General features: G+C 59.3%; 25 protein-coding genes. 15 read left to right on the forward strand and 10 right to left on the reverse strand.

Annotation, left to right across the window (positions count from 1 at the left end; genetic code table 11):
- The first annotated feature begins 220 nt into the window (after positions 1 to 220).
- The 4 genes from V6N02_RS03010 (at position 221) to V6N02_RS03025 (ending at position 4,563) form a co-directional block, all read left to right on the forward strand.
- Complete coding sequence (locus V6N02_RS03010; protein ID WP_478013478.1) at positions 221 to 1,834, forward strand: L,D-transpeptidase family protein; 1,614 nt, start codon at positions 221 to 223, stop codon at positions 1,832 to 1,834.
- Positions 1,835 to 1,970: 136 nt separating this feature from the next.
- On the forward strand, positions 1,971 to 3,062 hold the full coding sequence (gene lpxD, locus V6N02_RS03015; protein ID WP_371224005.1) for a UDP-3-O-(3-hydroxymyristoyl)glucosamine N-acyltransferase: 1,092 nt from the start codon (positions 1,971 to 1,973) through the stop codon (positions 3,060 to 3,062).
- Positions 3,063 to 3,097: 35 nt separating this feature from the next.
- Positions 3,098 to 3,355, forward strand: coding sequence for an acyl carrier protein (locus tag V6N02_RS03020; protein ID WP_371224006.1), 258 nt, complete (start codon positions 3,098 to 3,100; stop codon positions 3,353 to 3,355).
- Positions 3,352 to 4,563, forward strand: coding sequence for a beta-ketoacyl-[acyl-carrier-protein] synthase family protein (locus tag V6N02_RS03025; RefSeq protein WP_371224007.1), 1,212 nt, complete (start codon positions 3,352 to 3,354; stop codon positions 4,561 to 4,563). The genes V6N02_RS03020 and V6N02_RS03025 overlap by 4 nt, the downstream gene beginning before the upstream one ends.
- Positions 4,564 to 4,632: 69 nt before the next feature.
- Here V6N02_RS03025 and V6N02_RS03030 read toward each other — a convergent pair whose 3' ends face one another.
- On the reverse strand, positions 4,633 to 5,310 hold the full coding sequence (locus V6N02_RS03030) for an invasion associated locus B family protein (protein ID WP_371224008.1): 678 nt from the start codon (positions 5,308 to 5,310) through the stop codon (positions 4,633 to 4,635).
- Between the two features lie 453 nt (positions 5,311 to 5,763).
- On the opposite strand from V6N02_RS03030, the gene V6N02_RS03035 reads away from it, so the two are divergent.
- On the forward strand, positions 5,764 to 7,323 hold the full coding sequence (locus V6N02_RS03035; protein WP_371224009.1) for a helicase HerA-like domain-containing protein: 1,560 nt from the start codon (positions 5,764 to 5,766) through the stop codon (positions 7,321 to 7,323).
- Here the strand turns inward: V6N02_RS03035 and V6N02_RS03040 are convergent.
- Positions 7,310 to 8,275 (reverse strand): phosphotransferase, encoded by a 966-nt coding sequence (locus V6N02_RS03040; RefSeq protein ID WP_371224010.1) that lies wholly within the window; start codon positions 8,273 to 8,275, stop codon positions 7,310 to 7,312. The genes V6N02_RS03035 and V6N02_RS03040 overlap by 14 nt on opposite strands.
- Positions 8,276 to 8,376: 101 nt before the next feature.
- Here V6N02_RS03040 and V6N02_RS03045 point away from each other — a divergent pair, with 101 nt between their 5' ends.
- Genes V6N02_RS03045 through dxs form a run of 3 tightly spaced genes read left to right on the forward strand, consistent with a single transcriptional unit; the run spans position 8,377 to position 11,441 of the window.
- Positions 8,377 to 8,619 carry an exodeoxyribonuclease VII small subunit gene (locus tag V6N02_RS03045; protein WP_371224011.1) on the forward strand — a complete coding sequence of 81 codons (243 nt, stop codon included), beginning with the start codon at positions 8,377 to 8,379 and terminating at the stop codon, positions 8,617 to 8,619.
- A 5-nt stretch (positions 8,620 to 8,624) separates the two neighbouring features.
- Complete coding sequence (locus tag V6N02_RS03050) at positions 8,625 to 9,491, forward strand: polyprenyl synthetase family protein (RefSeq protein ID WP_371224012.1); 867 nt, start codon at positions 8,625 to 8,627, stop codon at positions 9,489 to 9,491.
- A gap of 21 nt (positions 9,492 to 9,512) precedes the next feature.
- Positions 9,513 to 11,441, forward strand: coding sequence for a 1-deoxy-D-xylulose-5-phosphate synthase (gene dxs / locus V6N02_RS03055; protein ID WP_371224013.1), 1,929 nt, complete (start codon positions 9,513 to 9,515; stop codon positions 11,439 to 11,441).
- Positions 11,442 to 11,482: 41 nt separating this feature from the next.
- Here the strand turns inward: dxs and V6N02_RS03060 are convergent, their stop codons facing one another.
- Positions 11,483 to 11,908, reverse strand: coding sequence for a hypothetical protein (locus tag V6N02_RS03060; protein WP_371224014.1), 426 nt, complete (start codon positions 11,906 to 11,908; stop codon positions 11,483 to 11,485).
- 51 nt (positions 11,909 to 11,959) lie between these two features.
- Entirely contained in the window at positions 11,960 to 13,006 is a 1,047-nt protein-coding gene (locus V6N02_RS03065) for an aldo/keto reductase (protein ID WP_371224015.1), read from the reverse strand.
- Positions 13,007 to 13,137: 131 nt separating this feature from the next.
- Here V6N02_RS03065 and V6N02_RS03070 point away from each other — a divergent pair, with 131 nt between their 5' ends.
- The 4 genes from V6N02_RS03070 (at position 13,138) to V6N02_RS03085 (ending at position 18,401) form a co-directional block, all read left to right on the forward strand.
- On the forward strand, positions 13,138 to 13,692 hold the full coding sequence (locus tag V6N02_RS03070) for a YceI family protein (RefSeq protein ID WP_371224016.1): 555 nt from the start codon (positions 13,138 to 13,140) through the stop codon (positions 13,690 to 13,692).
- 74 nt (positions 13,693 to 13,766) lie between these two features.
- Positions 13,767 to 14,990, forward strand: a complete 1,224-nt coding sequence (locus V6N02_RS03075) for an MFS transporter (protein ID WP_371224017.1) — start codon at positions 13,767 to 13,769, stop codon at positions 14,988 to 14,990.
- Positions 14,991 to 15,063: 73 nt separating this feature from the next.
- On the forward strand, positions 15,064 to 16,782 hold the full coding sequence (gene metG / locus V6N02_RS03080) for a methionine--tRNA ligase (RefSeq protein WP_371224562.1): 1,719 nt from the start codon (positions 15,064 to 15,066) through the stop codon (positions 16,780 to 16,782).
- 290 nt (positions 16,783 to 17,072) lie between these two features.
- Positions 17,073 to 18,401: a DEAD/DEAH box helicase gene (locus V6N02_RS03085; protein ID WP_371224018.1), complete on the forward strand. Its 1,329-nt coding sequence runs from the start codon at positions 17,073 to 17,075 to the stop codon at positions 18,399 to 18,401.
- Between the two features lie 64 nt (positions 18,402 to 18,465).
- Here the strand turns inward: V6N02_RS03085 and V6N02_RS03090 are convergent, their stop codons facing one another.
- Together V6N02_RS03090 and V6N02_RS03095 are read right to left on the reverse strand one after the other, a co-directional pair.
- On the reverse strand, positions 18,466 to 19,311 hold the full coding sequence (locus V6N02_RS03090) for a DUF533 domain-containing protein (RefSeq protein WP_371224019.1): 846 nt from the start codon (positions 19,309 to 19,311) through the stop codon (positions 18,466 to 18,468).
- 99 nt (positions 19,312 to 19,410) lie between these two features.
- Complete coding sequence (locus V6N02_RS03095) at positions 19,411 to 20,133, reverse strand: endonuclease/exonuclease/phosphatase family protein (RefSeq protein ID WP_371224020.1); 723 nt, start codon at positions 20,131 to 20,133, stop codon at positions 19,411 to 19,413.
- 23 nt (positions 20,134 to 20,156) lie between these two features.
- On the opposite strand from V6N02_RS03095, the gene V6N02_RS03100 reads away from it, so the two are divergent.
- Complete coding sequence (locus tag V6N02_RS03100; protein WP_371224021.1) at positions 20,157 to 20,792, forward strand: DUF2238 domain-containing protein; 636 nt, start codon at positions 20,157 to 20,159, stop codon at positions 20,790 to 20,792.
- A gap of 1 nt (position 20,793) precedes the next feature.
- On the opposite strand, the gene V6N02_RS03105 is transcribed toward V6N02_RS03100, so the two are convergent.
- Genes V6N02_RS03105 through mazG form a run of 4 tightly spaced genes read right to left on the reverse strand, consistent with a single transcriptional unit; the run spans position 20,794 to position 24,495 of the window.
- Complete coding sequence (locus tag V6N02_RS03105) at positions 20,794 to 22,215, reverse strand: protein adenylyltransferase SelO (protein ID WP_371224022.1); 1,422 nt, start codon at positions 22,213 to 22,215, stop codon at positions 20,794 to 20,796.
- 31 nt (positions 22,216 to 22,246) lie between these two features.
- Positions 22,247 to 22,693, reverse strand: a complete 447-nt coding sequence (locus V6N02_RS03110) for a GNAT family N-acetyltransferase (RefSeq protein WP_371224023.1) — start codon at positions 22,691 to 22,693, stop codon at positions 22,247 to 22,249.
- Positions 22,690 to 23,631, reverse strand: a complete 942-nt coding sequence (locus V6N02_RS03115) for a nucleoside hydrolase (RefSeq protein WP_371224024.1) — start codon at positions 23,629 to 23,631, stop codon at positions 22,690 to 22,692. The genes V6N02_RS03110 and V6N02_RS03115 overlap by 4 nt, the downstream gene beginning before the upstream one ends.
- A gap of 42 nt (positions 23,632 to 23,673) precedes the next feature.
- Positions 23,674 to 24,495: a nucleoside triphosphate pyrophosphohydrolase gene (gene mazG, locus V6N02_RS03120; protein WP_371224025.1), complete on the reverse strand. Its 822-nt coding sequence runs from the start codon at positions 24,493 to 24,495 to the stop codon at positions 23,674 to 23,676.
- Between the two features lie 63 nt (positions 24,496 to 24,558).
- On the opposite strand from mazG, the gene V6N02_RS03125 reads away from it, so the two are divergent.
- Positions 24,559 to 25,719, forward strand: a complete 1,161-nt coding sequence (locus V6N02_RS03125; protein WP_371224026.1) for a M20 aminoacylase family protein — start codon at positions 24,559 to 24,561, stop codon at positions 25,717 to 25,719.
- 12 nt (positions 25,720 to 25,731) lie between these two features.
- Positions 25,732 to 26,697, forward strand: a complete 966-nt coding sequence (gene speB, locus V6N02_RS03130; RefSeq protein ID WP_371224027.1) for an agmatinase — start codon at positions 25,732 to 25,734, stop codon at positions 26,695 to 26,697.
- The last annotated feature ends 1 nt before the right edge of the window (position 26,698 follow it).

Consider the following 26,698-nt stretch of genomic DNA (forward strand, 5'->3'; position numbering starts at 1 on the left):
TGAAAAAGGGCGTTTTTGTCGCATTTAAAACTCGCAAGCGTTTTCGGCGATTTTTTGCGCAAAATGGAGTCTTTGTGCCACATTTGTGCAACGCGCGGCATCGAACGCTGCTTCATTTCGGCGCGGGCGCCGCGATGATGCAAAATTGATTGGACAGGGGATGGGTCTGTTTCCGATATTTGATAGTACAGGGGCATAACGATTGACGCAGGGGAATTCGATGCAGTTAGTAACACGGGGTTCTGGGATTCGAGGAATGATCGCTTTGGCGATTGTGGTCCTTGTTTACATTGTGACAACAGCACCTGTGGCCGCGCAGGTGACCGCCTTCAAACAGGCCGTCGCCGAGGCGGCATCGGATGATCGAGACCTTGCAGGATATTATCGCGACAACGCTTACGCGAGTCTTTGGACCGGTCAAACGCCGGAGGATCAGGCGCGGCGCAAGGCGCTGTTTGCCGCCATTGCCGGGGCGAAGGCCCATGGCTTGCCGACAGATCGCTATGATCCGGAAGGATTGATGGAGCAGCTCAAGGCCGTGCGCAGCGCTCGCGATCTTGGCTTTGCCGAGGTCGCGATGAGCAAAACCTTCCTGCGCCTCGCATCCGATCTGCAAACCGGGGTGCTGAAGCCGGCAAACGTTGTTCCGGGCAACAAGCGCGCCGTGGTCGAGCGCGATCCCACCACGTATCTGAGCGAAGTAAAATACGCCGACCCGCGCCGGTTTTTCCGCTCGCTGGCACCGCAAACCAATGAATATGCCCGCCTGATGAAAGAAAAGGCCCGGCTTGAGCATCTGATCGCGCAAGGCGGCTGGGGCAAGACCGTGTCGGCAAAAAGCCTGGAACCGGGCCAGACGGGGCCCGCTGTTCTGGCACTGCGCGACCGGTTGGTGGCGATGGGATATCTGACCCGCAATGCCAGTGGCAGATATGATGCAGCCCTACAAAATGCTGTGCAAACCTTCCAGGAAAACCATGGGCTGGAAGAGGATGGTACCGCCGGGGCGGGCACCATGACCGAGATCAACACCTCGGCCGAAGAACGTTTGAAATCGGTGATGGTGGCCTTGGAGCGGGAACGCTGGTTCAACCGCGAGCGCGGTACGCGGCATATTCTGGTAAACCTTACGGATTTCACCGCTCGCATCATCAAGGACGATCGTCAGGTTTTCACCACCCGCTCGGTCGTGGGCAAGAATGTTGGCGACCGCCGCACGCCCGAGTTTTCCGACGAGATGGAATTCATGGTGATCAACCCGACCTGGCATGTGCCGCGCTCGATCACTGTCAAGGAATACCTGCCGATGATGAAGAAGAACCGCAATGCGGCAGGCCATCTGAAGCTGTATGATCGTCGTGGTCGGGCGGTCAGCCGCGGGGCGATCAATTTTGGCGCCTACAACGCCCGGAACTTCCCTTACTCGATCAAACAACCCCCCTCATCGCGCAATGCGCTTGGGTTGGTGAAGTTCATGTTTCCCAATAAGTACAACATCTACCTGCACGACACACCATCCAAGAATCTGTTCCTGCGCGAAACGCGGGCCTACAGCCATGGCTGTATTCGCCTGCAACAACCGTTCGAGTTTGCTTATGCGCTCCTGGCTGATCAGTCGGATGATCCCGAGGGTTTGTTCCACTCCAAACTGCGCACTGGCAGTGAGACCAAGGTGATGCTGGAACGGCCGATCCCGGTCCATATCATCTATCGCACGGCTTTCACCACTCCGCAGGGCAAGGCACAGTATCGTCGTGATGTCTATGGACGGGACAACGTGATTTGGAACGCCCTGTCCAAAGCAGGGGTTTCGCTGGCCGGCGTTCAGGGCTAAATCATCTTCCAAACCAAAGCGTTTTGCCTGGCACCCCGGACGGTGGGGCAAAACGCTGAGTGACATATTGGTGGTCCACGGGTTTCGTGACAAAGAACAGGTCAAGGTGTCCGCGAATCGCTTTGGGAGGTCTGAGATGGCATTTACAGTTCAGCAGATTGCGACGGCGCTTGGGGCACAGGCTTTTGGCACCGTTGATATCGAGATCACCGGAGCGGCCGAGCCGGGCGATGCGACCCCCGGTGATCTGGCGCTGGCGATGAAGCCTGAATACGCCGAAGCCCTGCCACAAGGGGCCGCCCGCGCCGCCATGCTATGGGACGGTGCCGATTGGCAGGCTCTGGGGTTGGAGGCGGCGATTGTGGCGCCGCGTCCGCGCTATGTGATGGCAGGACTGACCCAGTTGATGGATCCGGGACAGGGCTGGGCCAAGGGCGTGCACCCGTCTGCGGTGGTCGATGAGAGCGCTTCTTTGGGCGAGGGCGTGTCTGTCGGCCCACTGGCTGTTATCGGTGCCGGGGCCCAGGTCGGTGATGGCACCGTGATCGGCCCGCAATGTTTTGTGGGGACCGACACGGTCATCGGTCAACAAGGTTTCCTGCGCGAAGGCGTGCGGATCGGTGCGCGTGTCATGATCGGGGACCGCTTTATCTGTCAGCCCGGTGCCGTCATCGGGGCGGATGGATTTGCCTATGTCACCCCGGATGTCTCAGGCGTGGAAAAAGCCCGCCAAACCCTGGGGGATCAGGGTGATATCACGGCGCAATCCTATGAGCGCATTCACAGCCTCGGATCGGTTCGCATGGGCAATGATGTCGAAGTTGGGGCCAACAGCACGATTGATCGCGGTACGATCCGCGACACGGTGATCGGTGATCGCACCAAGATCGATAACATCGTTCATATTGGCCATAACTGCGTGATCGGCGCTGATTGCCTGCTTTGTGGAATGACTGGGTTGGCAGGGTCGGTTACCGTGGGCGATAACGTGGTTTTGGCCGGTCAAACCGGAGTCGGTGACAACATCTTTATCGGCGACAATGTGATCACCGGAGGTGGGACCAAACTGCTTTCCAATGTACCGGCGGGTCGGGTGATGCTGGGCTATCCCGGGATCAAAATGGACAGCCAGATGGATATCTACAAAAACCTGCGTCGTCTCAAGCGCCTGTTCGCTGATGTCGCAGAGTTGAAGAAAACGGTTTCAAAACCCGACACGAGCGACTAAATCCTGCGCATCGCTGCAGGTGTGAGGTGACGGGAATGAGCATCAACGACCGTGTGATCAAGATTATCGCTGAACAAGCCGTGCTGGAGCCGTCGGATGTGACCCTCGACAGTACGCTTGAAAGCCTTGGTATCGACAGTCTCGGCCTGGTGGAAAGTATCTTTGCCATCGAGGAAGAGTTCGACATCTCGGTGCCCTTTAATGCCAACGCCCCGGACGAAAGCGATTTTGATATCTCGTCGGTGGCCTCGATCATCGAAGGTATCAAGGTGTTGGTGAAAGAGCAGTCGTGAAGCGAGTTGTTATCACCGGTGCAGGCACGATCAACGCGCTGGGGCAGAATGTGCCCGACACGCTTGAAGCCATGCGAGAGGGGCGCTGTGGTATCAGCGAGTTGGAGTTTCGCGACGTCGAACGGTTAGCGATTCGTATTGGCGGGCAGGTCAAAGGGTATGAGGCCGAAGGGCGGTTCAATCGCCAGCAATTGTCGCTTTATGATCGCTTTACCCAGTTCACTCTGATCGCTGCGCGCGAGGCAATTGCGCAGGCGGGTCTTGAGTTTTCCGGTGATCTGGCGGCGCGGGCAGGGGTGGTGTTGGGCAATTCGGGTGGTGGGATGACCACCCTCGATGACAATTACCGTACCGTTTACGAGGATGGCAAAAACCGGGTGCATCCCTTCGTGGTGCCAAAGCTGATGAACAATGCCGCGGCGAGTCACGTGTCGATGGAGTTCAACCTCAAGGGTCCAAGCTTTACGGTTTCAACAGCGTGTGCGTCGTCCAATCATGCCATGGCGCAGGCCTTCCAGATGGTGCATGGTGGCGCAGCCCCCGTGATGATCACCGGCGGCTCGGAAAGCATGCTCTGCTTCGGCGGTGTGAAGGCATGGGAGGGGCTTCGGGTCATGTCGAAGGATGCGTGCCGCCCGTTCTCGGCCAACCGCAACGGTATGGTGCAGGGCGAGGGCGCGGGGGTTTTCGTTTTCGAGGAGTATGAACACGCCCGCAAACGGGGTGCGGATATTCTGGCCGAGGTGGCAGGGTTTGCCATGTCCTCGGATGCCGCTGACATCGTCATGCCCTCTAAACAAGGGGCCGCACGGGCCATCAAAGGCGCGATGCAGGACGCCCGGATCAATTCTGATGAGGTCGGGTATATCAACGCCCACGGAACCGGCACGGCGGCCAATGACAAGACCGAAAGCGCGGCTGTGGCCGACGTGTTCGGTGCGCATGCGGACAAGCTGATGATGTCCTCGACCAAGTCCATGCATGGTCATCTGATCGGTGGCACAGGCGCGGTAGAACTTCTGGCCTGCATCATGGCGTTGCGTGATGGAATCGTGGCGCCGACCATCGGGTATCAGGAACCGGACCCCGAATGCGCGCTGGACGTGGTGCCGAACGAGGCGCGCAAGGCGGATGTAAAAGTGGCCCTGTCCAATGCCTTTGCCTTTGGCGGGCTGAACGCGGTGCTGGCGCTTAAACGCGCGCCCTGAACTCTGCCCCAAAGAAAAAGGGCGCGATCCTATGCAGATCACGCCCCCTGACATTCACATTTCGCTAGCTTAGTTTTCAAGCACCGAGGCGTTTTCAAACGCGGCAGTGAAACCAGACAGCGATGCCTTGATATTGACCTTCTGGTCAGGCGCCTGCGCCGGCACGATTTGCAGGGTGGCCTCAACCCCACGCTTGAAGGCTTCGATATCCTCAGCTGTCAGGCCGATTTGTGCATAGCACCCGACGAGGCTGCAAAAGCGGTAGGAATAGCTTTTGGCACGGCCACCATCGACGGTGATTTTAAGTTCTTCGGTCAGCATCGTCCCCAGCGGTACCACGATGGTCGCCCCGGCAGCAGCCTGTGCACCCTCGGGCAGGCGGAAAATGCTGAACTCTGCAACCGGGTTCCCGGCGTCTTCGCGCAGCAACTGGAACATCTGGCAGGGGTCTTCTTCGGCCTCGGAACGGAAGCACTTCAGTTCCCAGTCGCCATAGGTTTCCTTGACATAGGTCGGGTCTTCTTGGACCGGTTGCCCCATATCCAGACCGGTATCCGCCGCATCGGCTTCGCCGTCCTCGGTGGCGTTGTCTTCAGTCGTTGCCTCGGCCTCGGCCTCGGCAGCGTCCGTAGTTTCCGCGGCTTCGGTGGCCTCGGCCTGGTCGGTGGTTGTGTCATCCTGCGCGTAGGCGGGCGCGTCAAAGGCGAGCGCAGCCAGGAACGGCAGGGTGTAAAGAAGCTTGGGCATGGTTTCCCCTATTTGTCTGTCCAAACGATTGCCTGCGGCTCTATCACGGTGCCACTCGGGTGTCAGGATAAAATCGCAGCCCGGACGCGGGTGCAAGGCAGAAATCCGCTGGCAAAGGGGTGATCACGTGGCTTTGAAAACAGGAACAGGAGACCTTTCAAATGCAAAAGAGGCCTTGCGGCCTCTTTCGTCTTTATCTCCCTGTCGGACCGGCCGACTTATCTTTGATCAGACGCTAGGATAGGAAACTTCATGCGTCAACAGGCAATCGCCGTTAATCTTTGGGAAATCGACAAAAAAAGGCCGCGCACAAGGCGCGGCCAGTCTGACAGGGAGGAAGTCACCCGAAACGCCAGAGGACATGCGGCCTTTCGGGTAAGATTGATACTGGCGTGTAATTCTTAACTTTGTATGTTCAGACCGTGAAAAAAGTTGGACAGTGGGGACAGGGCCTTGGAAAATAACGTGTTTATTGGTGGCGGCGGGCCGGATTATAGCGAAAAACAAGGTCTCAGCCTGAAATATGCGAACCGCCACGGGTTGATTGCCGGGGCGACAGGCACTGGGAAAACAGTGACATTGCAAATTCTGGCGGAAGGGTTTTCGGCCGCCGGGGTGCCGGTCTTCCTGTCGGACGTGAAAGGCGATTTGTCGGGGTTAGCGGCGGCTGGGTCCGAGGATTTCAAGCTGCATGATGCCTTTACCAAACGCGCAGGTACCATCGGCTTTGACGATTACAGCTATGACAGTTTTCCGGTGACCTTCTGGGATCTGTTGGGCCAGCAGGGCCACCCGGTACGCACCACCGTGGCCGAGATGGGGCCGCTTTTATTGTCGCGCCTGCTGGATGCCAGCGATGCGCAGGAGGGTGTGATCAACATTGCCTTCCGCGTCGCCGATGAAGAAGGCATGCCGCTGCTGGATCTGAAAGACCTGCAAGCCCTGCTGGTCTGGGTGGGCGAAAACAGCAAGCAATTGTCGCTGCGCTATGGCAACGTTTCGGCCCAATCCGTGGGCGCGATCCAGCGGCAATTGCTGGTGCTGGAAAACCAGGGCGGCAATCAGCTGTTTGGTGAACCGGCGCTGGAGCTGGATGACCTGATGCATGTGGGGGCAGACGGGCGCGGACAGATCAACATCCTCGCCGCTGACAAGCTGATGGGCAGCCCGCGGCTTTATGCGACCTTCCTGCTGTGGTTGCTGAGCGAGTTGTTCGAGACATTGCCCGAGGTGGGCGACCCGGATAAACCCAAGCTGGTCTTCTTTTTTGACGAGGCGCATCTGCTGTTTGATGATGCCCCGGATGCGTTGGTCGACAAGGTCGAACAGGTCGCCCGGCTGATCCGCTCGAAAGGTGTCGGCGTTTACTTCATCACCCAGAACCCCGATGACGTGCCTGAAGATATCCTGGGCCAATTGGGCAACCGCTTCCAACATGCTTTGCGCGCCTTCACAGCACGCGATCAACGGGCGCTGAGCCGTGCCGCCGAAACCTATCGTCCCAATCCACGCTTTGATACGACAGATGCGATCCGCGATGTGGGCGTGGGCGAGGCCGTCACTTCGATGCTGCAAGACAAAGGTGTGCCCGGCATTGTGGAACGCACATTGATCCGCCCGCCTTCGTCAAAGCTGGGCCCGATCACCGATGCCGAGCGTAAAGTGGCCATGACCACGTCACCGGTGGCAGGCAAATATGACGAGGTGCTGGATCGCAAATCCGCCTACGAAATCCTGGCCGCCCGCGCCGATGCCGCTGCCAAGGAGGCTGCGGTCGAAGAGGAAAAAGCCGAGGCCGAAGATCTCACCCCGATGCTGCGCGAGTTCAATCAGGCGCGGCGTTATTCCGGCAAGGGCGTGGCGCGCTCGACCTCGAAACGCCGCGCGGGGACACGGCGCAAGGATGACAGTTTCACCTCGGCCATGACCGAGGTGGTGATCAAGGAACTGAAGGGCACCACCGGGCGCAGGATCGTGCGCGGCATCCTGGGTGGGTTGTTCAAGGGGCGATAAGCGCGCCCAGATCGGGGTTCAGCAGGTCATACATCTGTGCCGCGCGGGCGATACGTCCGCGTTTCATGTCGGGGTTCTCAACACGCAACAGAGCCTCACACCCGATAAAGAAAGGCAGGATCACGTCACGTTCATGCGCCGTCAGTTCAAACGCGTCTGTGAAGGCTTCGATCCCTTCCAGATCAACGCCAAAGCGCGCGCGCCCTGACGGGACAAGCCCGCGCCGCCCCATATGCATCAGGAACCGCGCCATATCCTTGTAAATCGGCATTGAGGCCGAACCACCGGTGTCGATTCCGGTCAGGCGATCATCTTTGAGCAGCAGGTTGTTTGGGTGAAAATCCCCGTGGCTGATGGCATAGCGCCAGGGCTGCGTATCGGCGGTCTTGGCCAGACGGCGCAGACGGCGCAGGACGCGGGCTTCGCGGCGGCGCAAATTCTTATGAGGTTGTTGCTGTGCCGCGTCTTCGGCACGGTTCAACCAGGCCTCGGCGCGGGCCGTGCCGATGCGTTCGGATGCCTTTGTGTATTGGCGTAACCATTCGGCGGGACCAGTCATCAGGCCTTGGCGTTGTTCAGAGTCCAGCTTCCAGATGTATTGCATCAAAGGGGTGCCGGAAATCGCCTCGATCACCAACAGCCCATGCCGGGATGAGAAATGGAGCGGTTCGGCAATCCGGTACGCGCCCTCATGCATGTCCGGCCAAATGCGGGCCATTTCCGCCCATTCGCGCTCGGGCATCTGATCTTCGGGGTCCAGTGCCATGCGAAACACCGCATCGCGCCCCTGAAAACGCCCCGTCAGGATCGCGCGTTTGCCGGGCACATGGCGCAGCATCTCGTCCAGTTGCGCGGTTTTCAAAGCCGGATCATCGCGCTGTGCTGCCTCAAACCGGGCGGTGATGTCCATCATCGCATCAAGATCAGGCAGAGAGGAGGAGGGGGGCGTCATTCTGCAACCATCCCGCAGGCATCCGGGCGCGTCAACTGAATTGAACCCGGCCGCGGCCGCGACTATGGTGGCCAAAACCAACAGCCGTCAAAGGGACTGCCATGACCGACACGCCCATCACTGAAATGTCGTTTGAACAGGCGATGAAAGAACTTGAACAGGTGGTTGGCAAGCTCGAGCGCGGTGACGTCGCGCTGGAGGATTCGATCACCCTTTACGAGCGCGGCGCCGAGTTGAAGAAACGCTGCGAGGCCAAGTTGAAGGAAGCCGAGGAGAAAGTGGCTGCCATCACGCTGGATCGCGACGGAACCCCCACCGGCGCGACCCCTGTCGAGGGGATGTAAGACCAGTGAAAACCCGTCAGGCGCAGGTGATTGCCGCAGTCGAGGCGCGGTTTGCAGAGGCGTTTCAGGCGTTTCGCGACACGTCTGTGGTGCAGGGCATGCGCTATGCCACCACCGGCGGGAAACGGATTCGCGCCATGCTGGCCATGGAGGGCGCGCGCCTGCATGGGATTGATGATGCACAATCGGTCTGGGCGGGTGCCGCGATCGAGGCGATGCATGCCTACAGCCTTGTTCATGATGATCTGCCCTGCATGGATGATGACGATCTGCGTCGTGGCCAGCCCACCGTTCATATCAAATGGGACGAGGCGACGGCTGTTCTTGTCGGTGATGCGCTGCAGGCATTGGCGTTCGAGCTGGTCTGTGCGCCAGCGGCCTCACCAATTGCCGAGGTGCGCGCCGATCTGGCCCTGACTCTGGCGCGCGCGTCGGGCGGGCAGGGGATGGTCTTGGGGCAGGCGCTGGATATCGCGGCGGAAACCGCTGCGGCGCCCCTGACACTTGAGCAGATCACCGATCTTCAAGCCGGAAAAACTGGTGCTTTGATTGAATGGGCGGCTTTGGTGGGGCCACGCATGGCGCAGGCCGATCCATCGGCACTGTCCACCTATGCCCGTGCATTGGGTTTGGCCTTTCAAATTCAGGACGATGTGATTGACGTTACCGGCGATGCGACAGCGGCAGGAAAGGCCGTGGGCAAGGATGCCGCCGCCGGCAAGGCCACCTTCGTGTCGCTTCTCGGGCTGGACGGGGCAAAAAGCCGCGCAGAAACCCTTGTGACAGAAGCCTGTGACGCCCTATCTATTTACGGGAGCAAGGCTGACACCTTGCAGCGGCTGGCACGCTTCGTTATCTCGCGTCAGACGTGATTACCCCCGAAGGAGGGGCCAATGACCCAACGCCCGGACACCCCATTGCTGGATCAGATCGCTAGCCCGGCCGACCTGAAGCAGCTTTCTGACGCTCAGTTGGTCCAAGTGGCGCATGAGTTACGCGCCGAGACGATCTCGGCCGTGTCCGAAACCGGTGGGCATCTGGGCGCGGGACTGGGCGTTGTGGAACTGACCGTGGCGTTGCATCATGTTTTTGACGCCCCCAAGGACAAGATCATCTGGGATGTCAGCCATCAGTGTTATCCCCACAAGATTCTGACGGGCCGCCGGGATCGCATTCGCACCTTGCGGATGAAAGACGGGCTGAGCGGGTTCACCAAGCGCAGCGAGTCGCCCTATGACCCGTTCGGGGCCGCGCATAGTTCGACCTCGATCAGCGCTGCACTGGGTTTTGCCGTGGCGCGAGACTTGGGTGGGGCCTGCGACACCGGGCATGGCGATGCGATTGCCGTGATCGGCGATGGCGCGATGTCGGCGGGCATGGCGTTTGAGGCGATGAATAACGCTGGCCACCTGAAAAAGCGCCTGATCGTGATCCTGAATGACAACGAGATGTCGATTGCGCCACCTGTGGGTGCGCTGTCCTCGTATCTGTCGCGTCTTTACGCCGGTGAGCCGTTTCAGGAGCTGAAAGCGGCTGCCAAAGGTGCGGTGTCTCTGTTGCCCGAACCGTTTCAGGAAGGGGCCAAGCGCGCCAAGGAAATGCTGAAAGGCATGGCCGTGGGCGGGACCTTGTTCGAAGAGCTTGGTTTTTCCTATGTCGGCCCGATTGATGGCCATGACCTGAACCAGTTGCTGCCGGTGCTTCGCACGGTGCAGCAACGCGCTACCGGGCCCACGCTGATCCACGTGACCACCAAGAAGGGCAAGGGATATGGCCCTGCCGAGGCCGCGCGTGATGGTGGCCATGCCACGGCCAAGTTCGATCTGGTGACTGGCAAGCAGAAGAAAACACCCAGCAACGCGCCTAGCTACACGTCGGTTTTTGCCAAGGCTCTGCTGGATCAGGCGGCACGTGATGACAAGGTCTGTGCCATCACCGCCGCGATGCCGGATGGAACGGGGCTGAACCTGTTTTCCGAGCGCTATCCAAGCCGTTGTTTCGATGTCGGCATTGCCGAGCAGCATGCGGTGACCTTTTCTGCAGCCTTGGCCGCCGGGGGCATGAAGCCGTTCTGCGCGCTTTATTCGACCTTCCTGCAACGCGGCTATGATCAGGTGGTGCATGACGTGGCGATTCAGCGTCTGCCGGTGCGCTTTGCGATTGATCGCGCCGGTTTGGTCGGTGCCGATGGGGCCACTCATGCGGGCAGCTATGACATTGCTTATCTGGCAAACCTGCCGGGATTCGTGGTGATGGCGGCGGCCGATGAAGCCGAGCTGGTGCATATGGTGGCCACGGCCGCGGCACATAACGATGGCCCAATCGCCTTCCGCTATCCGCGCGGCGAAGGCATGGGTGTTGAGATGCCAGAGACCGGCGTGCCGCTGGAAATCGGCAAGGGCCGGATCATGCAGGAGGGCGCACGTGTTGCGATCCTATCCTTCGGAACCCGTCTGGGTGAGGTAATGAAAGCCGCCGAAGCCCTATCTGCCAGAGGGATCACGCCCACAATTGCCGATGCGCGTTTTGCCAAACCGCTGGATGAAGCGATGATCCTTGATCTCGCCGCCAGTCACGAGGCGATGATCACCATCGAAGAGGGCGCCATTGGTGGCTTTGGCAGCCATGTGGCGCAGTTGCTAGCCGAGAACGGCATATTCGATCGCGGGTTCAAATACCGCTCGATGGTGTTGCCGGATATCTTCGTGGATCAGGCCAGCCCGGCGGATATGTATGCCGTTGCGGGCATGAATGCCGAGGATATCGAGGCCAAAGTGCTGGATGTTCTGGGCATTGCGCAGATCAAGGATAAGCGGGCCTGATCAATCCCAGCCGTAGTCGGGATCTGGCTGAAGGGGTTATCTCAGCTTTCTTTGGACATAAACAGATGATTGATCATCCCCATAAGACCGATGCATCCGATACAATAGCCCATAAAGAGTCCCGCAGCTCTGGCTGGTGCCATGTCCGGCAGGATCAGCAGAGAGCTGACTGTGGGGATCAGACAGAGAAACAAGATGGTATCGAGGCCGACAATCACTTTTCGGATCGTAGCAGTTCTCGGAGCAAACGTGTCACGCTGGCGATCATTCAGGTGGTCCGCCTTGCGCAGAATGGTCAAAGCCTCGCGCACAAATCTAAAGGCGTAGACAACCAAGACAATGCAGATGGCATGTTCCAGAAACAACTGATCCAACATGCGCAAAGCTATGAACGTCGATATGATCAACGCACTGATTTTTATCAGCAGAAGGGCGCCCTCTCGCCCGCGTAGCAACAGGATAAACATCCCTATCCCTTTCCTGGCGCATATTTGCGACCCACTTTGTCGATGCGCCGCTTAGTACGGCATCGGATGCGCCTTGTGCGCGCGGTCAATCTCGCGCAGCACGTCGTCGCTCAGCGTAATATCTGCCGCCCCAATCACGGTTTCCAGCTGCTGAAGCGTTGTCGCTCCAAATATGACCGAGCCCATGAAAGGCCGGGTCAGGCACCAGGCCAGCGCCATTTGCGCCGGGTCCAGCCCGTGTTTGCGCGCGATCTCAAGATAGGCTTCCACCGCTTCATAGGTGCGCGGCACGTTGCGCCCGCCGAGATCCTTGGTCAGCGTCATACGCGATCCTTCGGGCACGGCACCGTTCTGATATTTGCCAGTCAGGAACCCAACCGCGAGCGGTGAAAACGCCAACAGACCGACATCTTCGTTCACGCTCAACTCGGCCAGATCGGTGTCGTAAAGCCGACAAAGCAGTGAGTACTCATTCTGGATCGAGGCAACACGAGGCAATCCCCGTCCCTCGGCCACGCGCAGCCATTGCGCTGTACCCCAGGCACTTTCATTGGACAGACCAAAGGCACGGATCGTTCCGCGATCGACCTCGCGCTGCAGCGCCTCGAGTGCATCTTCCATATGGGCCAGCGTTTCGGCGCGGTTCTGCGAGGACGGATCATAGCTCCAGTTCTGGCGGAACATATAACTGCCCCGGTTGGGCCAGTGGAACTGGTAAAGGTCGATGTGATCGGTTTGCAGCCGCTTCAATGAGCCTTCAATCGCGCGTGGAATACTGGCCGAGCTGATCGGCGCGCCATCGCGGACATAACGCAGGCCTTCGCCGGAATGTTTTGTCGCCAACACAACATCGTTCCGCCGGGCCGGATTGGCGGCACACCATTGGCCAATGATCTCTTCGGTCCGGCCAATCGTTTCCTTGCTGACCGGGTTCACCGGATACATCTCGGCGGTGTCGATGAAATTGATGCCGTGATCCAGCGCCATATCGATTTGGGCGTGGCCCTCGGCGGCGCTGTTTTGGGTGCCCCAGGTCATTGACCCAAGGCAAAGCTCGCTCACCTGAATACCGGTGCGCCCCAGTTCTTTTGTTTTCATGAAGTTCGTCCTTTTCGCGTCTTGAGGCGCAGTTTAGCGTGTTTGCGGCCAAGGTCACGCGCCATTCACGCAAGCGTGTCGCGACAGTTCGCGCCAATGGGTTATGTCCCTAAGACATAAGGATGATCATGATGCGTATTTTGCTTTTTTGTCTGGCGTTCCTGGCAGCACCGGCCTGGTCGGATCCTGAAATCTATCAACTGGATGTGGAGAGATCGGACGTTGGTTTCACCTACATGTTTGAAGGCAGTGAAAAGCGGGGCACCATGCCTGTACAATCCGCCCGGATGCGCATCGATCTGGACAATGTGCCCGCCAGCGAGGTCAACGTCACGCTGAACCCAAGCAAGGCGCGTGCTGGGTTCATTTTCGCCACGCAGGTGATGAAGGGTCCAGAGATTCTGGACACTCGCAACCACCCGGCCATTCAGTTCCGCTCGACCTCGATCAGGGGTGATCTGAGAGGTGCTATCGTAACTGGCGATCTGACAGTGCGGGGTGTGACCCGACCGGTGGCATTGCAGGCCGGATTGTTTCGCCAACGCGGCACCGAGGTAGGGGATCGTGATAACCTGACCGTGCTTCTCACCGGCGCCATCAACCGCAATGACTTTGGCGCGGATGGCTTTGGCAGCTATGTTGGGCCAATGATCGGGTTGCGGATCATCGCGCGGATATCGCGCTAATTCCCCGGAAAACGACAGGGCGGTGTCGACAATTGGCAGACCTGTCATAGGAAACATGTCATCAAGGGCGCATTATGCGCACTCTGATTTCCTTCGCCGCCCTGTTCCTGTCCGTCGTGCTGATGCAGCTTTCCACTGGTGGGGTAGGGCCGCTCGATGCGATTTCGGGCATCGCGCTGCATTTCACCACAGCGGAAATCGGTCTGCTGGGTTCGGCCCATTTCGTCGGATTTTTCATTGGCTGCTGGTGGGCACCGCGCCTGATGGGGAATGTGGGTCACAGCCGCGCCTTTGCGGCCTTCACTGCCGCCGGAGCCATCGGCCTTTTGGCGCATATGGTGATTATCGACGCCTACGCCTGGGCGGTGATGCGGATCGCTTCGGGCCTGTGTGTCGCGGGATGTTACACGGTGATCGAATCCTGGCTGAACGCCAAGGTTACCAACGAAACCCGCGGTCGTACGATGGGGGCGTACCGTGTGGCCGATATGGGTGCCTCGCTGGTGGCGCAGCTGATGATCGGGGTGCTCGAGCCTGCGGCCTATGTGTCGTATAACATCCTCGCGATACTGTGTTGTGCCTCGATCCTGCCGCTGACCCTGACCAAAGCCTCGCCCCCGGAAACGCCTAAGGCACCGCGGCTGCGTCCGGCGCTGGCTTGGAACTGTTCGCCACTGGCGGCAATGGGGGTTTTGGTGGCGGCGCTGTCCAGCGCGACCTTCCGCATGGTTGGCCCGCTTTATGGCCAACAGGTGGGCCTGGCGATCGAGCAGATCGCTTATTTCCTTGCGGTTTTTGTTCTGGGCGGGGCCTTGGCACAGATTCCTGTGGGGTGGCTGTCTGACCGCTATGACCGGCGCAAGGTGTTGATCTGGCTGTCGGTGGCGGCGGTGATTTGCTGTATCGCCTCGGCCCTGATCCACGACCTGCCCACCTGGGGCATCATGGTCACGGCGTTTCTGTTTGGTCTGACATCATTCCCGATTTATTCGGTCTCAGCCGCCCACGCCCATGACTTTGCCAAAAGCGATGAGCGGATCGAGCTGTCGGCGGCCTTAATGTTCTACTACGCGCTTGGCGCGATTGCGGCACCTTTGGCAGCCTCCAACCTGATGGCGGCTTATGGTCCGGCGTCGATGTTTGCCATGATCGCGGTGGGCCACGGTTTGCTGATCCTGTTTGGCCTCACCCGGATGCGCGCACGGCCCACCAAGACAGAGCGCACGCGTTATATCTGGGCCCCGCGTACCAGCTTTGTGATTGGCAAACTGACCGGGCAGACCCGCGACAAGAAGTAACGTGAGTCCTCTGGCCCTGCCGGACAAGCTGCGCTACACCGGGCGCTCGGACACTGATACCCAAAGGCGCGATATGGCACGGCATCTGATCACTTCCGCGATCCCCTACATCAACGGGATCAAGCATCTGGGCAATCTGGTGGGCAGCCAATTACCTGCCGATCTTTACGCCCGCTACCTGCGCGCGCGCGGTCACGAGGTGATGTTTCTCTGTGCCACGGACGAACATGGCACACCGGCCGAACTGGCGGCTGCGAAAGCAGGTAAACCGGTGGCCGAATACTGCGCCGAGATGCATGAAATTCAGGCTGACATCGCTAAGGGCTTCCGTCTGAGCTTCGATCATTTCGGGCGTTCCTCCAGTGCGCAAAACCACGCCTTGACCCAGCATTTTGCAGGGCGGTTGCAGGAGGCTGGGCTGATCAAAGAGGTCTCGGAAAAACAGGTCTACTCTAATGCCGATGGCCGCTTCCTGCCGGATCGGTACATCGAAGGAACGTGCCCGAATTGCGGGTATGACAAGGCGCGCGGGGATCAGTGCGAGAACTGCACAAAACAGCTGGACCCCACCGACCTGATCGAACCGCGTAGCGCCATCTCTGGGTCGACCGATTTAGAAGTGCGGGAAACCAAACACCTGTTCCTGAAGCAGTCGGGCATGCGCGCTCAGCTGAACGAATGGATCGACGGCAAAGCCGACTGGCCCATCCTGACCACGTCCATTGCACGCAAATGGCTGAACGATGGCGACGGGTTGCAGGATCGCGGCATCACCCGTGATCTGGACTGGGGCATTCCGGTTAAAAATGGCGATCAGGACTGGCCGGGGATGGAAGGCAAAGTGTTCTACGTCTGGTTCGATGCCCCCATCGAATATATCGCCTGTGCCGGTGAATGGGCCGAGGCGACAGGGCGGGGTGACGCCGATTGGCAGCGCTGGTGGCGCACGGATAAGGGCGCGGATGATGTGCGCTATACCCAATTCATGGGTAAGGATAATGTGCCGTTCCACACGCTTAGTTTTCCGGCCACGATCCTTGGCTCGGGCGAGCCGTGGAAGCTGGTCGATTACATCAAATCGTTCAACTACCTGAATTATGACGGTGGCCAGTTTAGCACCTCGCAGGGCAGGGGCGTGTTCATGGATCAGGCATTGGAACTTCTGCCCGCTGATTACTGGCGTTGGTGGTTGCTTTCCCATGCGCCGGAAAGTTCGGACAGCGAATTTACCTGGGAAAACTTTCAGACCTCGGTGAATAAGGACCTTGCCGATGTACTGGGTAATTTCGCCAGCCGCGTCACTAAATTCTGCCGTTCGAAATTCAGCGAAGCTGTGCCATCTGGCGGCAGCTATGGCGATGCCGAACAGGCCTTGATCGCCGAACTGACCACCCGCATCCGGGCCTATGAGGGTCATATGGAGGCGATGGAAGTGCGCAAATCCGCGGCTGAACTGCGCGCGATCTGGGTGGCGGGCAATGAGTATCTGCAATCCACCGCGCCTTGGTCGACGATCAAGGAAGACCCCGAACAGGCGGCGGCGCAAATCCGTCTGGGGTTGAACCTGATCCGGCTTTACGCGGTGCTTTCGGCACCGTTTATTCCTGATTCCGCCGCGCGGTTGCTGTCCGCGATGAATACGCTGGATATGTCCTGGCCCGATGATGTACCCGCTGCGTTGAACGCGTTGCCCGAAGGCCATGAATTCACCGTGCCCGAGGTGTCATTCGCCAAAATCACCGATGAGCAGCGCGAAGACTGGCAAGCGCGGTTTTCAGGTGCGCGGGACTGATCGAACTGTCTGATATGATTGTCACATTGAGTTGGGCGGTTTACCGTGCCGCGGCGACAAAGGTTGACTTATCCACACAGCGCCCTCATATGCACCTCAACCCGCCATCCTGCCGCGTGAGCAGACCGGGCCTGCCATATGCAGCGCCCCATAATAAAAAAACTGATGGTGGTTCAGATGATCCCAAAATCACGCGTGGGGCCAAACGCCAAGGCGATGTAACGACGATGATGTCGGGCATTGGGCTACTGGCGTAACCACAAGACGAAGGGCCGCAAACGCGGCCTGTCATGGCCTGTGCCCATTTGGGGCGGGGCCTGAAAGGAAATGAATTGAACCTGTTTCAGGAAATGGGCCTGCCCGGCCCGCTGGTGAAAAAACTCACCCAAATGGGCATTGAAGAACCAACCCCTATCCAGACTCATGCAATCCCCTATGGGTTGGATGGCGAGGATGTGCTGGGTCTGGCCCAAACCGGCACCGGAAAGACGCTGGCCTTTGGCCTGCCGCTAGTCACGCAGTTGATGGAGATGCAAGGCAAGCCTGCGCCCAAAACCGTGCGCAGCCTTATTCTGGCGCCGACCCGTGAATTGGCGGGGCAAATCAAGGATTCGCTGATCCCACTGGTCGCTGGATCGCCCCTGAAAGTGGGCGTGGTTGTGGGCGGTGCGGGCATCAACCCGCAGATCAATCGACTGTCCAAAGGCACTGATATTCTGGTGGCAACACCGGGTCGTTTGCTGGATTTGCTGGATCGCCGCGCGCTTACCCTTCAGGAAACCCGCTTTCTGGTGCTGGACGAGGCCGATCAGATGCTGGACCTGGGCTTTATCCACGCGCTGCGTAAGATCGCGGGGCTTTTGGCGACACCGCGTCAGACGATGCTGTTTTCGGCCACCATGCCCAAGCAGATGGAAGAGATCGCAGGCAGCTATCTGACCCACCCGAAACGGGTGCAGGTTTCGCCCCCCGGCAAGGCCGCGGACAAGATCACGCAGGAAATACACTTCATTGCCAAATCCGAAAAACCAAACCTACTGATCGAGCTGATCGGCAAGCACCGTGATGAGCGGGCCTTGGTCTTTGGGCGCACCAAACATGGCTCGGACAAACTGGCGCGCAAGCTGGAGCAGGCGGGTTTTGCCGTTGCCGCGATCCATGGCAACAAAAGCCAGGGTCAGCGCGAGCGGGCTTTGAAAGCGTTCCGCGACGGCCATGTCAAAGTTCTTGTTGCCACGGATGTGGCGGCACGAGGTCTGGATATTCCGGACGTCAAGCATGTCTACAACTTCGATCTGCCCAATGTGCCTGAAAACTACGTGCACCGGATTGGCCGCACCGCGCGGGCGGGCAAAGATGGCTCGGCCGTGGCGTTTTGTTCACCCGATGAAATGGGCGAATTGAAAGACATTCAGAAGGTCATGAAAATCTCGATTCCGGTCGCCTCAGGGCGTCCGTGGGAAAACCTGCCCGAGCCGGGTGCCAAACCACAGGGTGGTAAAGGCCGGCGTCGCGGCCCCGGTGGCGGCAAACCGGGTGGCAAGCCGGGCGGGGCACCGGGCAGATCACGGCGGCGGCGTCGCGGTGGCGGCGGCGGGAACCGCGCTAAGGCGGCCTGACTCAGTCAAAAAAGCCGCGGCAGGGACACGTGCCGCGGCTTTCCTTTTGGGGTGTCGTCCCGTCTTACGCGTAGATCGCTGGCACGCCCATCTGCTCGTGGATATGGTTGACATCCTTGGGGCCGATGCCCATCGCCGAGGCCAGTTGATGCAGGTATTTCGCCTCGCTCTGGCTGTCCAGATCAATGCCCATCACCGACATCGCATAAACCTGCGCCTCAAGACCGCGCGGTACGTCGCGTGCAATCGCATCGGCACTCAGTGGCTGGCGCAGTTCGTTTTGCACGAATGCCTGTTCCTCGGGCGAGACATCACCAAGCCGCCCCATCAGTTTTTCCTGCTCGGCCGCGTCAATCTCGCCATCGGATTTCATCGCAGCGATCATCGCGCGCAGCATCAGGGCGGCCATCGCCTCCTGATCGGCCGAGGGGGCCTGTTCGGGTTCATCCTGACGGGCAATCGCCTGATTGAGAAGGTCGCCAAACCCTCCGCCGGATTGCGAGGGGGCCTTGCCTGCCGCCGCGCCCAGAAGGCCACCCAGCATGTCGCCAAGGCCACCGCCTCCACCTTTACCAGCTCCGGCCAGGCCACCCAGCAGATCGTTCAGCCCACCGCCTGATGATCCACCACGCGATGTGCCGCCCAATTGCTCCAGAAGACCACCCAGACCGCCGCCGCTTTGGGTACTGCCTGTACCACCACCGCCAAGGATCGAACCCAGCATATCCTCGATGCCGCCACCGGACTGCGCCTGCGCATTTGGCGAGTGCATCCCGCCAAACAAGCCGCCATTGCCAACCTGGCCGCGCGACGCTGTTTGGCCTCCGCCACCCTTTTTCATCATCCCGCTCACGCCCTTGGCCACGGCCACGCCGATGGCCACCTTGGCCAATGTCTTCATCATACTCATGTCATACGTCCTCCCAGACTTGCTGAGCGCAGTATGCCCGGCTTGGGGTTGGCCCCACAGGGGAAAAACCGAAAGCTTGCGCCATCCGCGTGATGCCGCTCAGGGCGATGACGTTGCGATGTCCAGCCAAACCGGCAAATGATCCGATGCGATTCGTGCAGGCTGTGCTGCATAGATGCCAGTCTCCATCGCCTCCAGTCCGGGCCCAAAGGCAAACCGGTCAAGGCGCGCGACGGGTCGCGGCGCAGGAAAGCTGGGCGCACCGCGCAGAAACGTCAGGCCGTGGGCGGCGCTTTCCAATCCTGCCATCGCGCGCCACTCGTTGAAATCGCCTGCCAGAATGGTTGGACGGGCGGGCAGATCCCGCAACGCACGCATGATCGTGGACAATTGCAGTTGTCGATAGCGACGCACCAGCCCGAGATGCAGTCCGATCACTCGCAGTGGTCCGATAGGAGTGTTGAGATCGGCGCGGATCGCCCCGCGTGGCTCTAGTCCGGGAAGCTCAAGATGGGCGGTTTGTATCGGGGTCATCGATCCCCGTGCCAGCATCGCATTGCCATGCCATCCCAGCGACCCACCTGGTGCCCCAAACGGCAGGATGCACCATCCATCGGCTTCGATCATCTCGTGGGGCAGGGCAGCGGGGCGGGGTGGCAGGCGTTTGTCGGCCTCTTGCAGCACCACCAGATCGGCCTCCAGCGCGTTGATCACCGACAGGCTGCGATCCGGCCTGCGCCGCAGATCGAGGCCGACGCATTTTTGCAGATTGTAGCTTGCAATCCTGATGTGAGATGCCTTCATATCAAGGGATACCACCATGAAATCGAAGAGGAGTCATCCCCGTGTTCGCCGAGCAAACCTGGGTGGCGCGCCTGATCTGGCTGTTGCTGTTGGGCGTTGTGCTGTGGGCGCTCGCCACGTTTCGGTGGGAGCAGGCCTTTGTGGGCATGGCGACGCTGGCCTTGTCCCTGACACCGGTGCTGGCGGCCCGTTGGGCGGATATCCGTGTGCCGCCCAGTTTCATCGCTGCCATCGTGATGTTTATCGGTGGCACCGTCTTTCTGGGCGAGGTGTTTGATTTCTACGAACGCTACTGGTGGTGGGATATGGTGATGCATGGTGGTTCCGCGGTGGGGTTTGGGCTGATCGGTTTTGTTTTGGTCTTCATGATGTTTCAGGGCGATCGTTTTGCCGCGCCGCCTTTTGCCATGGCCGTCTTCGCGTTTTGCTTTGCCATTGCCATCGGGACCGCTTGGGAGGTTTTCGAGTTCGCAATGGACCAGCTGTTTGGGCTTAACATGCAAAAATCCGGGCTAAACGATACGATGGGCGACCTGATGGTGAATGGCATCGGCGCAGTGTTGGGGGCCAGCGCCGGATATGCCTATTTGAAAGAATGGGCACGAGGGGGGCTGCCACGGGTGATTGCGGAATTCGTGGATAGCAACCCGAGGTTTTTTCGCCGTCGCCGCAAGTGATTCAGGTACCGCAGAAGGTTTGCTGTACCACTTCGGCCGGCAACGGTGGCGCTTTCAAATCACTGGCTTCCGAGCGATCTTCATAGGGTTTGCTCAGTACGTCCACCAGACGGTTGAACGGCGCGTAATCACCTGCCACGGCGGCCTCGATCATCTGCTCAACCCGGTGATTGCGCGGGATGAACACAGGGTTGGCAGCGCGCATCGTGGTTTCGGGGTCGGCCTCGGCCTCAATCCGGGTACGCCATGTCACCTCCCACGCGTCGAAACTGGCCGGGTCAAGGAATTCATCTCGGGCCGCGCCATCGCTGAGCGCGCGGAACGTGTTGGTGAAATCTGCACGGTTTGTGGCCATGCGCCCCAGCAGGTCGGTGATCAGGGCCTCATCTTCGGGCGTGGCGTTCGTGATCCCGATCTTCCGGCCAAACCGGTGCAGCCATTCGGCTTGAATTTGTTCGGGCATCGCATGGATGATCTGGGTAAACTCTTCCACCGCCGCATCGGCATCGGGCATCAGCTGCACAAGCGAGGTGGCCAGTTGCGCCATGTTCCAAACGATCACGTTGGGCTGATTGGAATAGGCATAGCGGCCATGGGCATCAATCGAGCTGAAAACCGTGTCGGGATGGAAGGTGTCAAGAAATGCGCAAGGCCCGTAATCAATCGTCTCGCCGGACAAGGTTGTATTGTCGGTATTCATCACGCCGTGGATGAAGCCGACGGCCATCCAATGCGCGATCAGTTTTGCCTGCGCGGCAACCACGGCGCGCAGAAAGTCGGAAGGGTTAGTCGTGTTCGGGTAGTGGCGCGCCCGGGTGTATTCATAGAGAGCTTTTAACCCTTCTACATCCCGTAGTGCGGCGAAAAACTGAAACGTGCCGACGCGGATGTGGCTCGCCGCAACCCGAGTTAGCACGGCGCCGGGCAGGGCGCCCTGTTCGCGGTAGACCGGTTCGCCTGTGGTGACAGCGGCCAGTGCCCGGCTGGTGGGTACACCAAGGGCATGCATCGCTTCGGACACCACATATTCTCGCAGCACCGGGCCCAACCATGCGCGCCCGTCGCCCCTGCGGGAATAGGGCGTAGGGCCCGAGCCCTTTAGCTGTATATCAGCCCGCGCCCCATCCGGCGTCAGCGCCTCGCCCAGCAGATTGGCACGACCATCCCCCAACTGCGGCGAAAACCCACCGAATTGGTGACCTGCATAGACCTGCGCCAGAGGGTCAGCACCATCAGGCACCGCATTGCCCGAAAAAATCTGCGCAAGCGTGTCGTCGTCGCCCGGCGTGATGCCCAAGTCGCGCGCCAGATCATGATTGAACCGGATCAATGCAGGCGTTTTCACCGGCATTGGGTTGAGCCGGGTGAAGAAATGCATCGGCAGGCGCGCATAGCTGTTGTCGAACGGGATGTGCAGGGTCATGAGACTTATATAGCCGCGCGGGGCGAGGTTGCTAGAGCGTACGCGTCATGAGCATGTATCGCTCGCGCGGCTGAAAATGCAATTTCTCATATAGCCCCCGCGTCTTGCTGGCCTCGCGGTCGACCTCAAGATGCAGTGCCTTCAAGCCTGCACCAGCAAGCGCTTTGGGCAAGGACAGCAACACCTCTGACCCAATGCCGCGGCCACGTACTCCGGGGCGGATGTAAACCTCGTCGATAAAGCCATCCATGCCGCCCAGCTCAATCGACCAGCCGAAACTAACCGTGACATAGCCGATCGGCGCGCGGGCCGGGCCGATCAGGTAGACAGCCCCATGGGGCGAACCTTCCAGCAGGGGCAGGATCGCGGCGCGGCGCACCGGATCATCCTGATTGATACCTTCTTCCTTGTGGAAATCGCCGACGAGGCGCATCACGCGTTCAAGATCTTCGGGTTTGGCAAGGTTGAGGGCGGTCATAGCCGGGCCAGCCTTTCGGTCAAAAGGTCAAAGAAACCATCGGCGTCCAGATCGCCGATGAAATATGCGTTGGGAGTGTTGTCGGTGACTCCCCACCAGTCGGCCACGGTCATGCCCATGGTCAGCTCGGACGTGGTTTCAATCTGCACGTTCACCTGCCGTCCCGAGAACAGATCGGGGCGGATCAGATAGGCGGTGACGCAAGGATCATGCAAGGGTGCCCCTTCCGAGCCGTATTTCTCACGATCATAACGTTCAAAAAACTCGGTCATTTGTGCCACGGCGATGCCCACCGGTGTGCCAAGGGCGCGGAAGGCATCGTTGCGCGGCTTGGTCACCAGCGCCTTGTGGGTCACGTCCAGCGGCAGAACGGTGATCGGTACGTCCGAACGGAAAACGATATCGGCGGCCTGCGGATCGACATAGATGTTGAATTCGGCAGCAGGTGTCATGTTGCCAACCTCGAAATACGCACCACCCATCAGGACAATTTCCTGCACCTTTTCAATGATATCCGGGGCCTTCTTAAAAGCTGTTGCAATATTGGTCAGCGGTCCGATAGGACACAGCGTGACAGTGCCGGCGGGCTGGGCGCGCAAGGTATCGATGATGAACTCCACCGCATGCCGATCCTGCAGTGGCATTGTCGGTTCGGGCAGATCGGGACCATCCAGACCAGTCTTGCCATGCACATGTTCAGCCGTGACCAGATCACGCCCCAGCGGGCGGTCACATCCGGCGAAGACAGGAACATCAGTCTTGCCTGCCAACTCACAGATAATACGTGCATTTCTCGTGGTCAGGGGAAGTGGGACATTGCCCGCGACACAGGTGATCCCAAGCAGGTCTATCTCGTCCGGGCTGGCCATGGCCAACAGGATTGCGACGGCATCGTCCTGACCCGGATCGGTATCAATGATAATCTTGCGTGCGCTCATGCTGCGACCATGGCTTCGCCTGTTAGAAATGTCCATCCGGGGTTAATCGTCTTGGCGCTCTTCTGCCTTGGCGCGATCCCATAGGGCGTCCATTTCAGCGAGATCAGATTGTTCGGGCCTCTTGCCTTGGTCAGCGAGAAGCGCCTCGATACGTTGGAACCGCCTTGTGAACTTGGCATTGGCCCTGCGCAGGGCAGCCTCGGGTTCGACCCCCATGTGCCGCGCCAGATTGGCCATGACGAACAGAAGGTCGCCAAACTCTTCCTCGACCTTTTCGTGGGGCAAAGTCTCGGCGGCCTCGGTCAGTTCGGCGGCTTCTTCGGTGATTTTGTCCAGCACATGCGAGGCATCGGGCCAGTCGAAACCTACCCGAGCCGCGCGTTTTTGCAATTTGACCGCGCGCAGCAGGGCCGGCAGGCCCACGGCGACCCCGTCCAGCACGCCGGATTGGTTTTTGGCCGCACGCTCGGCCGCTTTGACGGTTTCCCAGTCACGCGTCTGTTGTTCGGCGGATTTGTCACGGCTTTCATCGCCGAAGACGTGCGAGTGACGCGCCACCATCTTGTCGCTTATTCCATCTGCCACATCGTTGAAATCAAATAGGTTCTTTTCATTGGCCATCTGGGCGTGAAACACAGCCTGTAAAAGCAGATCGCCCAGTTCATCGCGCAACTCGCCCCATGCTTCACGCTCGATCGCGTCAGCCACCTCATAGGCCTCTTCGATGGTGTAGGGCGCAATGGTTGCGAAATCCTGTTCGATATCCCAGGGACATCCCGTTTTTGGATCGCGCAAGCGACGCATGATTTCAATCAGGCGGGGCATGCCCCCGTTTGGGGTATGAATGAGAGTGTCGTCAGCCATTGCGCGTGGTCCATGAATGGGGTTGAGTGGACCCTGACCTGCCTTTCAACCGGAGTCCAGCCTATGGCCGTGATCAACCGCATTGCCGGATTTGCCGACGAGATGGCAGGCTGGCGTCAGCATCTGCATGCACATCCCGAACTGGGCTTTGACTGTCACGAAACAGCTGCTTTCGTGGTGGAACGTTTACATGAGTTCGGGATCACTCAGATCGAGACAGGAATCGCTGAAAGCGGTCTTGTCGCGGTGATCGAAGGGCAGGGTGATGGGCCTACAATCGGCCTGCGCGCAGACATGGATGCCTTGCCGATAGAAGAAGCAACAGGCTTGTCCTATGCCTCGCAGAACCCGGGGAAAATGCATGCCTGCGGTCATGACGGGCATACCACGATGCTTTTGGGGGCAGCGAAGTACCTGGCCGAAACCCGAAATTTCAAAGGCCGCGTGGCGCTGATCTTCCAACCTGCCGAGGAAGGGCCTGGCGGCGGGCGCGTGATGGTCGAAGAGGGCATCTTGGATCGTTACGCAATTGATCAGGTCTATGCGCTGCACACCTTGCCGGGGCATGAGGCCGGGCGCTTGATGACCACCCCGGGGCCGATCATGGCGGCCGCCGACACACTTCATATCCACATCGCCGGGCGCGGCGGGCATGGCGCGTTCCCCGAAGAATGTACCGACCCGGTGGTCGCGGCTTGTGGAATTGTGCAGGCTATTCAAACGATTAAAAGCCGGAATGCAGCAAAAAAGGATGATCTGGTGATCTCGATTACGCAGATTCATACCGGAGCGATTGACAACGTGATTCCTGAAACTGCCTATATCAACGGCACCATTCGTACCTTCGATAAAGATGTTCAGCGGATGGTATTCTGTCGCCTGCAAGCGATTGTCGATGGTCAGGCCGCAGCCTATGGCGTTGAGGCCCGTCTTGAGATCGAGGTGGGGTATCCGCCGACGGTCAATCATGCGGGATCGGTGGAGTTTGCCGTCCAAACCGCCAGCGATGTCGTTGGCGATGCCGTTATGAATGACTACCCCGCCGAAATGGGTGCTGAGGATTTCGCCTATATGCTGGAGGCCAGAGTCGGCGCTTACCTGTTTCTGGGGCAGGGCGAGGGGCCGGGGCTGCATCATGAAAAGTTCAATTTCAATGACGAGGTTGCGCCGATAGGGGCCTCGTTCTTTGCGCGGCTGGTCGAGCGGGCGCAGCCAGTTGATTAAGGGAGACAGAGAATGGGACAAGATGACAGAAACGTTTCGGATGAGGCGTTCACACGAGAGACCCTGAAGGGAATCGGAAGCGAACCTGCCTATAGCGGTGCGTTGTCCTTCATGCGGCGCAAATACACCAAAGATCTGACAGGTGTCGATCTGGCCATCACGGGTGTCCCCTTTGATCAGGCGGTGACCAATCGGCCCGGCACCCGCTTTGGCCCACGCGCCATTCGTGAGGCCAGCAGCCTGCAGGCGATGGATATGGTCTATGGCTGGGGCGACTATGATGTGATGAGCGAGTTCAGCGTGATCGATTACGGCGATATCGCGTTTGATTATGCCAAGGTACACGAATTTCCCGCGGCGTTGACGGCACATATCAAGACGCTCCTCGATGCGGACGTTGCCAGCATCGCGCTTGGCGGTGATCACTATATTTCTTACCCGATATTAAAGGCTTATGCGGAAAAGTTCGGGCCGCTTTCCTTGTTGCAGTTCGATGCGCACACCGACACCTGGCCTGATGATGATCCGGAGCGGATTGACCATGGCACGATGTTTTACAAGGCCGTGAAGGACGGTCTGGTTGATCCGGCGCGTTCGGTTCAGGTGGGCATACGGACCTATAATGCCGATACACTGGGCGTGAACATCATCGACGCCCGTGAAGTGCATCTGGAAGGGCCTGTGAAAACGGCTGAAAAGATCAAAAGCATTCTGGGCGATCACCAAACCTATCTCACTTTTGATATTGACGGACTCGACCCGGCCTTTGCGCCGGGCACGGGTACGCCGGTCTGGGGTGGGCTGACCACCGGACAGGCCTCGATCATCCTGCGCGATCTGGCCGGGATCAATATGGTGGGCGGTGACGTTGTTGAGGTGTCGCCGCAATATGATACCACCGGCGCGACGGCCGTGGCCGGGGCGCATGTGGCGGTGGAACTGGCCTGTATCTGGGGGTGGACCCAGCGAAAGGGCTGAG

The sequence above is a fragment of the Roseovarius conchicola genome (assembly GCF_041403425.1).
Lineage (GTDB): Bacteria > Pseudomonadota > Alphaproteobacteria > Rhodobacterales > Rhodobacteraceae > Roseovarius > Roseovarius conchicola.

Coding starts and splice junctions, on each gene's coding strand:
- V6N02_RS03010 (WP_478013478.1), top strand. CDS start 221: ATGCAGTTAGTAACACGGGGTTCTGGGATTCGAGGAATGATCGCTTTG.
- lpxD (WP_371224005.1), top strand. CDS start 1,971: ATGGCATTTACAGTTCAGCAGATTGCGACGGCGCTTGGGGCACAGGCT.
- V6N02_RS03020 (WP_371224006.1), top strand. CDS start 3,098: ATGAGCATCAACGACCGTGTGATCAAGATTATCGCTGAACAAGCCGTG.
- V6N02_RS03030 (WP_371224008.1), bottom strand. CDS start 5,310: ATGCCCAAGCTTCTTTACACCCTGCCGTTCCTGGCTGCGCTCGCCTTT.
- V6N02_RS03040 (WP_371224010.1), bottom strand. CDS start 8,275: ATGACGCCCCCCTCCTCCTCTCTGCCTGATCTTGATGCGATGATGGAC.
- V6N02_RS03045 (WP_371224011.1), top strand. CDS start 8,377: ATGACCGACACGCCCATCACTGAAATGTCGTTTGAACAGGCGATGAAA.
- dxs (WP_371224013.1), top strand. CDS start 9,513: ATGACCCAACGCCCGGACACCCCATTGCTGGATCAGATCGCTAGCCCG.
- V6N02_RS03060 (WP_371224014.1), bottom strand. CDS start 11,908: ATGTTTATCCTGTTGCTACGCGGGCGAGAGGGCGCCCTTCTGCTGATA.
- V6N02_RS03065 (WP_371224015.1), bottom strand. CDS start 13,006: ATGAAAACAAAAGAACTGGGGCGCACCGGTATTCAGGTGAGCGAGCTT.
- V6N02_RS03070 (WP_371224016.1), top strand. CDS start 13,138: ATGCGTATTTTGCTTTTTTGTCTGGCGTTCCTGGCAGCACCGGCCTGG.
- V6N02_RS03075 (WP_371224017.1), top strand. CDS start 13,767: ATGCGCACTCTGATTTCCTTCGCCGCCCTGTTCCTGTCCGTCGTGCTG.
- metG (WP_371224562.1), top strand. CDS start 15,064: ATGGCACGGCATCTGATCACTTCCGCGATCCCCTACATCAACGGGATC.
- V6N02_RS03085 (WP_371224018.1), top strand. CDS start 17,073: ATGGCCTGTGCCCATTTGGGGCGGGGCCTGAAAGGAAATGAATTGAAC.
- V6N02_RS03090 (WP_371224019.1), bottom strand. CDS start 19,311: ATGAGTATGATGAAGACATTGGCCAAGGTGGCCATCGGCGTGGCCGTG.
- V6N02_RS03095 (WP_371224020.1), bottom strand. CDS start 20,133: ATGGTGGTATCCCTTGATATGAAGGCATCTCACATCAGGATTGCAAGC.
- V6N02_RS03105 (WP_371224022.1), bottom strand. CDS start 22,215: ATGACCCTGCACATCCCGTTCGACAACAGCTATGCGCGCCTGCCGATG.
- V6N02_RS03110 (WP_371224023.1), bottom strand. CDS start 22,693: ATGACCGCCCTCAACCTTGCCAAACCCGAAGATCTTGAACGCGTGATG.
- V6N02_RS03115 (WP_371224024.1), bottom strand. CDS start 23,631: ATGAGCGCACGCAAGATTATCATTGATACCGATCCGGGTCAGGACGAT.
- mazG (WP_371224025.1), bottom strand. CDS start 24,495: ATGGCTGACGACACTCTCATTCATACCCCAAACGGGGGCATGCCCCGC.
- V6N02_RS03125 (WP_371224026.1), top strand. CDS start 24,559: ATGGCCGTGATCAACCGCATTGCCGGATTTGCCGACGAGATGGCAGGC.
- speB (WP_371224027.1), top strand. CDS start 25,732: ATGGGACAAGATGACAGAAACGTTTCGGATGAGGCGTTCACACGAGAG.